The 7,778-nt window shown below is 67.7% G+C and carries 7 protein-coding genes and 1 pseudogene; 2 read left to right on the top strand and 6 right to left on the bottom strand.

Going from position 1 to position 7,778, the window contains the following annotated elements; all coding sequences use genetic code 11:
* Positions 1–861, top strand: an 861-nt coding sequence (gene groEL, locus D477_RS05460) for a chaperonin GroEL (protein WP_043845786.1), incomplete at its 5' end; no start/stop codon positions are given.
* Positions 862–936: 75 nt separating this feature from the next.
* Here the strand turns inward: groEL and D477_RS05455 are convergent.
* Positions 937–1,839 carry a DUF4031 domain-containing protein gene (locus D477_RS05455; protein ID WP_005267904.1) on the bottom strand — a complete coding sequence of 301 codons (903 nt, stop codon included), beginning with the start codon at positions 1,837–1,839 and terminating at the stop codon, positions 937–939.
* A 50-nt stretch (positions 1,840–1,889) separates the two neighbouring features.
* On the opposite strand from D477_RS05455, the gene D477_RS05450 reads away from it, so the two are divergent.
* Positions 1,890–2,888 carry a ribonuclease HI family protein gene (locus D477_RS05450; protein ID WP_005267903.1) on the top strand — a complete coding sequence of 333 codons (999 nt, stop codon included), beginning with the start codon at positions 1,890–1,892 and terminating at the stop codon, positions 2,886–2,888.
* 58 nt (positions 2,889–2,946) lie between these two features.
* Here D477_RS05450 and D477_RS05445 read toward each other — a convergent pair whose 3' ends face one another.
* The 5 genes and pseudogenes from D477_RS05445 to D477_RS22585 form a co-directional block, all read right to left on the bottom strand.
* Positions 2,947–3,237 (bottom strand): WXG100 family type VII secretion target, encoded by a 291-nt coding sequence (locus tag D477_RS05445; RefSeq protein WP_005267902.1) that lies wholly within the window; start codon positions 3,235–3,237, stop codon positions 2,947–2,949.
* A 99-nt stretch (positions 3,238–3,336) separates the two neighbouring features.
* Positions 3,337–4,785 (bottom strand): sensor histidine kinase, encoded by a 1,449-nt coding sequence (locus D477_RS05440; protein WP_005267901.1) that lies wholly within the window; start codon positions 4,783–4,785, stop codon positions 3,337–3,339.
* A 2-nt stretch (positions 4,786–4,787) separates the two neighbouring features.
* Complete coding sequence (locus tag D477_RS05435; RefSeq protein WP_005267900.1) at positions 4,788–5,498, bottom strand: response regulator transcription factor; 711 nt, start codon at positions 5,496–5,498, stop codon at positions 4,788–4,790.
* A gap of 120 nt (positions 5,499–5,618) precedes the next feature.
* Positions 5,619–7,280, bottom strand: coding sequence for a DNA repair helicase XPB (locus D477_RS05430; protein WP_005267899.1), 1,662 nt, complete (start codon positions 7,278–7,280; stop codon positions 5,619–5,621).
* Positions 7,273–7,778: pseudogene (locus D477_RS22585) on the bottom strand (hypothetical protein); the annotation flags it as partial. The pseudogene D477_RS22585 and the gene D477_RS05430, both read right to left, overlap by 8 nt.

Below are 7,778 nucleotides of genomic sequence, written 5' to 3'. Positions count from 1 at the left end.
CTGGTTGTCAACAAGATCCGCGGCACCTTCAAGTCCGTCGCCGTCAAGGCTCCGGGCTTCGGCGACCGCCGCAAGGCCCAGCTGGCCGACATCGCCATCCTCACCGGTGGCCAGGTCATCGCCGAAGAGGTCGGCCTGAAGCTGGAGAACGCCACCCTCGACCTGCTGGGCCAGGCCCGCAAGGTTGTTGTCACCAAGGACGAGACCACCATCGTCGAAGGTGCCGGCAACGCCGAGGAGATCGCCGGCCGCGTGGCCCAGATCCGTGCCGAGATCGAGAACTCCGATTCCGACTACGACCGCGAGAAGCTGCAGGAGCGCCTGGCCAAGCTGGCCGGCGGCGTTGCAGTCATCAAGGCCGGTGCCGCAACCGAGGTTGAGCTCAAGGAGCGCAAGCACCGCATCGAGGACGCTGTCCGCAACGCGAAGGCTGCCGTTGAGGAAGGCATCGTCGCCGGCGGCGGCGTGGCCCTGATCCAGGCCGGCGCCAAGGCGTTCGCCAACCTGCAGCTCGAAGGCGACGAGGCCACTGGCGCCAACATCGTCAAGGTTGCCATCGATGCTCCGCTGAAGCAGATCGCCTTCAACGCCGGCATGGAGCCGGGCGTCGTGGTCGACAAGGTCCGCGGCCTCGAGCCGGGCCACGGCCTGAACGCTGCCACCGGTGTCTACGAAGACCTGCTGGCTGCCGGCGTGAACGATCCGGTCAAGGTGACCCGCTCTGCCCTGCAGAACGCTGCCTCCATCGCCGGTCTGTTCCTGACCACCGAGGCCGTTGTCGCCGACAAGCCCGAGAAGGCTGCTCCGGCCATGCCCGGCGGCGACGACATGGGTGGCATGGGCGGCATGGGCGGCTTCTAAGCCTCCCTCCTGCCGACTGCGCAGCCTTAGTCCGCGAGGCGCGGTTCCCCATCCGGGAGCCGCGCCTTGCGGCGCTTAACAGCCGGCCGCGCTTCCGCCAGCGAGCTCGGCGGAGAGATTGGTGCGGGCCCTTTCCAGCCACAGTTTCCGCGCCGTGGCCGTGCGGTAGAGCGGGTCCAGGGCCAGCAATCGGCGCACGACGGCGGCACGCCCGGCCGCGAAATCGGCGTCACCGACGCGGGCATATTCTTTCCGGACGTTACCCACGTACCGGCGGTAGCCGGCCGGGTCCTCGCCCAGCACGGACAGATCGGCGTCGCAGAGCAAGGCGCCGGCGTCGTCCCCGGTCTCGGGCGAATGCGCCGCGGTCAGCAGGACCAGGCGCACCACTTCCGCCACCTCGGCCGCAGGGATGCCGGCGGCGGGAAGACGGCGGGCCGCCAGTTCCGCCGAGTCCCGCTCGTCCTGGCCGGCCACGCCGTTGTACACTGCGTCATGGAACCAGGCCGCGAGCCAGACCGCCCGCGGCAGCGGTCCCGCCTTCTCGCCCGCCTCGAGCAGGACCTGCAGCGCGTCCAGCACGGCGAGCAGGTGGACCCGGTCGTGGTAGTGCCGGTGCTCCTCGCCCCATCGGCGGACCAGCTCCCGGCCCAGTTGGGGATACTCGGGCAGCAGTGCCGCCCAGCGCGTGGCCAGGGCGGCACCGAGCTTCGTGGACCGCTGGCGCGCCGGAATCCGCAAGCCGCTCCGGATCAGCCGCCGCACCAGCTCGGCTCCGGAGACCTCAAGGGCGCCGAGCAGCACAAGATCGGCGTACCGTTCGGCCGGCACGTCATAATGATCCTGGTCGAACGCCCGCGATGGAACACCGGCCACCGAGGCAAAAGCGTGCAGCTCATCCAGCGACGTGTCGGACACCAGGTGCGAGAAGAGGGTGCCGTGGGCCGGCCAGCGCGGCGGATCGATCAGGACTGCCATCCTGTCAGCCTAAGGCCAATCGTGTCCGGCCGATCTGAAAAGATAGTGGCATGACCATCACTGCTGCCGCCGACGGCTCTGCCCTCGGCAATCCCGGCCCTGCCGGCTGGGCCTGGTTCATCGACGAGAATTCCTGGGCGGCAGGAGGCTGGCCGCATGGAACCAACAACCAGGGCGAGCTCATGGCGGTGCTGGATCTGTTCAAGGCGACCGAGCACATTCCTGAGGAGCCGCTGCGCATCCTCTGCGACAGCCAGTATGTCATCAACTGCATCACCAAATGGATGCCGGGCTGGAAGCGCAAGGGCTGGCGCAAAGCGGACGGCAAGCCCGTCCTCAACGTCGACTTGCTGAAGCAGATCGATGCCGCCATCAAGGGCCGCAACTACCAGTTCGAATGGGTCAAGGGCCATGCCGGCCATGAGCTGAATGAAGCCGCCGACCTGCGGGCCCGGGCCGTAGCATCCGCCTTCCAAACCGGGTCCCTTGTCCCGCACGGCCCCGGTTTTGCCGGAGCTCGTTCCCGACCGGCGGAGGGCAAGCCTGCAGTGGCCGAAAGCGCCGTTGCGGCTCACGAACCCCAACTGCCGCCGGAACCGGAAGAGCCGGGGGAGGACGAGCCGAACGTGCATCCAGCCGGCGCTGCCATGCTGGCCGAACCCGACCTGTTCTCGGTGCTCGACGACTACGAAGGGGGTCTGGAAGAACCTGCCGAAGACGTGGTGCTCCGGCTGGAGAAGGAACTGCTGGACCCGGCCACCAGGGCCGACTTCGGCAGGCTGGGGGTCCTGCTGCACCCGGACTTTGTGGAAATAGGGCAGTCGGGCCGGATGTGGACCAGGGATGCCATGATCAACTCGCTCCAGGAGGACCCGGAGACGGAGGCCTCACTGGAGCTCTTCGCCGCTGAACGGCTGGGCGAAGACAGCATCCTGCTGACATACCGCACCAGTACGAGGACCGGTTCCGCATTGCGCAGCTCGCTCTGGCTCCGTGACGGGGAGCAATGGCGGGTGCGGTTCCACCAGGGAACGCCGGAACAGAACTAGGGCCCTTGCACCGCGGCCGGCCACATGGGGAGCCGGCCCGACTGCAGCTTTCGGGGAATCAGCCCATAAACATCCGCGCGTTGGCCTCCTCGGCCTGCGCGTACTGCTGCGAGGCCTGCGCCAAGGCGGCATTAATGCTGGCCAGAGATTCCTCCACCTTCATCTGCGTGGCGCGCCAATCCGTGACCAGCTGCTGGAAGTTGGCGGAGGCCGAACCCGTCCACAGGGATTCGAGCTCCCGCAGCCCCGCCTGCATGGTGTTGACTTCGGCCTGTAGCCGCCCGATAGTGCCCTGCACCGCCATGCTCTTGGCGTTCAGCGCTTCGCTGTCTACGTGGAATACGGCCATGGTCCCGTCCTTTGATAGTGCCTTGATGACACTTCGAGGCTAGGGCCGCCGGGCCGGGCGGACGAGGGCCGGACCTGCGCTTGTGGATAACTCGTTGATTCAGTCGATCTCGTAGATCCGGTCGGTCTCTTCCGGCAGCGGTTCGTACGGGAGGCGGATCGACATCGTGGCGCCGCCGCCTTCTGTTTCGCTGAGCCGGACCGTGCCGTCGTGCTGGGCCACGAGTGCCGCGACGATCGCCAGGCCCAGGCCGGTACCGCCCGTCTCCCGGTAGCGGGAGGAATCCGCCCGGTAGAAGCGCTCGAATACCCGGGAGGCCTCGTCGTCGGAAATTCCCGGCCCATGGTCCCGCACCTCGATGACCGAGTCCTTGCGGTCGTCGATCACCGGCTCCACGCCCACCGCAATCTCGATCGGGGAGCCCGCCGGAGTGTAGCGCAGCGCGTTCGTCACGAGGTTTGCCATCACCTGCCTGAGTCTGCCCTCGTCCCCGACCACCGGAGCCGGCCGCGGAATGCCCCCGTCCAGCCCGATGACACTGATCTGCCGCTCCGGATCACTGGCGCGGGCATCCATCGCGGCATCATTGCCCAACAGCAGCAGGTCGAGCGGCCGGGATTCCATGGGCCGCTGCTCGTCCACCCTGGCCAGCGTGAGCAAGTCCTCGACCAGCTGGCTCATGCGCTGGGCTTCGCCCTCGATCCGGCCCATCGCGGCCTTGACCTGGTCCTCGGACTGGAGCGCGCCGTGCCGGTAGAGCTCCGAGAATCCCCGGATGGTGACCAGCGGAGTGCGCAGCTCGTGCGACGCATCCGCGACGAAGCGCCGCATCCGCTTTTCCGAGGCCGCCTTGGACGCGAACGCAGTTTCGATGTGCGCGAGCATCGCGTTCAAGGAGCTGGAGAGCCGGCCGATCTCGGTGGCGGGATTGTCCACTTCCACACGCTTGGACAGATCCCCGGCCGCGATCGCCGCGGCCGTCTTCTCCACTTTGGACAGCGGTTTGAAGGCCCTGGTCACGGCGAGCCAGGCGATGGCTGAAGCTGTGGCCGTGGCCAGCAGGCCCAGCAGCAAGGTCCTCGCAGTAGTGGCATCGACAGTCTGATGGATGTCCTTGTAGGACGAGCCTATGACCACGGTGCCGTATGGCGAATCGTAGATATGGACCCTCCATCCTGGACTGCCATCGGCGGTGCCGGGGAGGTCGTATGCAACATTCGGTCCACGCGCTGCGCTTCGTACGTCGAGCCCTTTAAGGCTGGGCGAGTCGTTGGAGACCTCGCCTGTGGAGCGGGCAACTTGTCCCGTTGGCAGAACCAGCTGACCGTAGTAGGTGCCAAAGCTGAAGCCGCGTTGCGGATTCTGGATCAGGGCCTGACTCATTCCGCCGGCATTGGCGTAGAGGTTTTGGTCCGTGCGGCTGACGAGCTCGGTCCGTAGCAGGGTAATGAACAAAGCGCCGGTGAGGGCCAAGGTGCAGGCCACAAGGACGCAGATGATTGCGACCAGCTGCGTCCGGAGGGAGACCTGTTTCCAGCGCTCGAGCAAGGTCAGCGCTTTTCAGCCGTGCGGAGCAGGTAGCCCACCCCTCGCTTGGTTTGGATCAGCGCGGGGGAGTCCGGGTTGGAGTCGATCTTGCGGCGCAGGTAGGAGATGTAGGACTCGACGATGGAGGCGTCGCCGTTGAAGTCGTACTCCCAGACGTGGTCGAGGATCTGGGCCTTGGAGAGCACCCGGTTCGGGTTGAGCATCAGGTAGCGCAGCAGCTTGAACTCGGTGGGGGAGAGGTCGATGACGTGGCCGCCGCGGCGGACCTCGTGCGCATCATCGTCGAGCTCCAGATCGTCGACCTGGATGATGGCGTCGTCCTCGAGCAGCGGCTGCGTGCGGCGGAGGACGGCGCGGATGCGGGCCACAACCTCGTCCAGGCTGAAGGGCTTGGTGACGTAGTCGTCGCCGCCGACGGTCAAGCCGGTGACCTTGTCCTCGGTTTCGTCCCGCGCGGTCAGGAAGACGACGGGGAAGAGCCGGCCGGCAGCGCGGAGCCGGCGGGTGACAGTGAAGCCGTCCATGTCCGGCAGCATGACGTCCAGCACGGCCAGATCCGGCTGGTGCTCTTCGGCCGCGGCCAGGGCTTCGCGGCCGTTCGCGGCGGCCACCACCTCGAAGCCGGCAAAACGGAGGGAGGTCGAGAGCAGCTCCCGGATGTTGGGTTCGTCGTCGACAACGAGCAGGCGTGCTTCAGGTCCGTTTTTCTTCACGGCTCCCAGTATGCTCACAGTTTCTGGGAGTTTTCTGTACGGAATGTGGGAGGCGCCGCAGAGCGAGCTTGACGCGTACGACGGCGAAACCGGCTTCTACGCGTGCGTCCCGATGGCGGGTCAGGCCTTCGGGCGGGGCACGTCCTGGGCGTCCATGATGGTGTAGGCGTAGCCCTGTTCGGCCAGGAAGCGCTGCCGTTTGGCGGCAAAGTCCTGGTCGAGGGTGTCCCGGGCGACGACGGTGTAGAAACGGGCTGCCCGGCCGTCGGCTTTGGGACGCAGCAGCCGGCCCAGCCGCTGGGCTTCCTCCTGGCGCGAGCCGAAGGATCCCGAGACCTGGATCGCCACGGAGGCTTCCGGCAGGTCGATGGAGAAGTTGGCCACCTTGGACACGACCAGCGTGTGGATGCTCCCGGCGCGGAATTCGTCGAAGAGCCGCTGGCGCTCCTTGACCGAAGTCCCGCCCTTGATCACGGGAGCATCGAGCCGCTGGGCCAGGTCATCCAGCTGGTCGATGTACTGCCCGATGACCAGCAGTTGCTCGCCGCGGTGGGCGGCCACGAGCTGCTCCACCACCCCCGATTTCGTATCGGAGGCGGCGCAGAGGCGGTACTTGTCGGCGTCGTCGGCCATTGCATAGGCCACCCGCTCGTCCCGCGGCAGGTCCACCCGCACTTCCACGCAGTCGGCCGGGGCGATGTAGCCCTGCGCCTCGATGTCCTTCCACGGAGCGTCATACCGCTTGGGCCCGATCAGCGAGAATACCTCGCCTTCGCGGGCATCTTCGCGCACCAGCGTCGCGGTCAGGCCGAGCCGGCGCCGCGCCTGCAGGTCAGCTGTCATGCGGAAGATCGGCGCCGGCAGCAGATGGACCTCGTCGTAGATAATCAGGCCCCAGTCGTGGCCGTCCACCAGTTCCAGGTGCGGGTAGATGCCGCCGCGGCGCATCGTGAGGACCTGGTAGGTGGCGATGGTGACCGGCCGGACTTCCTTGACCGCCCCGGAGTACTCGCCGATCTCGTCCTCCCGGAGCGTGGTGCGGCGCAGGAGCTCGTCCTTCCACTGCCGGGCGGAAACCGTGTTGGTGACCAGGATCAGCGTCGTCGTCGAACTCGTGGCCATCGCGGCCGCGCCCACCAGCGTTTTCCCGGCACCGCAGGGCAGCACCACCACGCCGGAACCGCCAGCCCAGAAGTTCTCAGCGGCGACCTGCTGGTACGGGCGGAGCTGCCAGCCGCCCGGGTCGGCGGACTGGGTCAGCGCGATCGGGTGCGGCGTGCCGTCCACGTAGCCGGCCAGATCCTCGGCCGGCCAGCCCAGCTTGAGCAGCAGCTGCTTGAGCTGCCCGCGCTGCGAGGAATGCACCACCGTGGTTTCGGCGTCGATCCGCGGGCCGAGCAGCGGCTTGATCTTCTTGGCGTGCATAACCTCCTCGAGCACGGGGAAGTCGTCGGTCCGGAGCACCAGGCCGTGCTGCGGGTCCTTCTCCAGCCGCAGCCGCCCGTAGCGGGACATGGTCTCTTCGATATCGACCAGCAGCGCGTGCGGGACCGGGAAGCGCGAGTAGGTCAGCAGGGTGTCGAGGACCTGTTCCGCATCGACCCCGGCGGCCCGGGCGTTCCACAGGCCCAGCGGCGTGATCCGGTAGCTGTGCACGTGCTCGGGGGCGCGCTCCAGCTCGGCGAAGGCGGCGATGGCATGCCGGGCCTCGGTGGCCTGTTCGTGGTCCACCTCCAGCAGGATGGTCTTGTCGCTCTGGACGATCAGCGGGCCGTCAGCCATGAGGTTGCTCCTTCTCCGGGCCGGCCTCTTCCACCAGCTCGATGTCCATCACGCGGTGGATCGGCACCACCCGTTCGTTGCCGTGGTCCGGATCCGCGACGCGGAGCCGGCCGCCGCCGACCGAGAGCGGCTGCAGGATCTCCCGGCGGTGGTTGCCGTGCGGGTCCACGATGCCCATGCGCACGCGCTTCTTGAGCCGGATGGCCCGGTGCAGGGCCTCCAGCGCCAGCAGCGGCTCGGCTTCGACGGCCTTGCCGCCGGAGGCAGCTCCGCGCAGGACTTCCAGCTGGGTCTGCAGGTCTTCGTCCGTGAGCTGCCAAGGGTTGGTGGTGACCGCGAACGACGGCGGCGCGCCGCGTTGCGTGCGGGTGGCGCCTTCCGCGGTACCGGCCGGAGTCCGGTCGGCACCGCCGAGCACCGGCATCCCGTCCCGGTCGGGGGCAGGGGAGTAGCCCAGCGCCCGCAGGAGGTTGAGCAGCTCCGGCGCCGCGGTGGCCG

Source organism: Arthrobacter crystallopoietes BAB-32, assembly GCF_000328305.2.
GTDB classification, from domain to species: domain Bacteria; phylum Actinomycetota; class Actinomycetes; order Actinomycetales; family Micrococcaceae; genus Crystallibacter; species Crystallibacter crystallopoietes_A.
Note: the sequence above shows the minus strand (reverse complement) of the source record. Positions and strands in the feature narration are given on the sequence as shown.

Excerpts from the sequence above, each read along its gene's own strand:
- D477_RS05455 (WP_005267904.1), bottom strand. The coding sequence starts at position 1,839 with ATGGCAGTCCTGATCGATCCGCCGCGCTGGCCGGCCCACGGCACCCTC.
- D477_RS05450 (WP_005267903.1), top strand. The coding sequence starts at position 1,890 with ATGACCATCACTGCTGCCGCCGACGGCTCTGCCCTCGGCAATCCCGGC.
- D477_RS05445 (WP_005267902.1), bottom strand. The coding sequence starts at position 3,237 with ATGGCCGTATTCCACGTAGACAGCGAAGCGCTGAACGCCAAGAGCATG.
- D477_RS05430 (WP_005267899.1), bottom strand. The coding sequence starts at position 7,280 with ATGGCTGACGGCCCGCTGATCGTCCAGAGCGACAAGACCATCCTGCTG.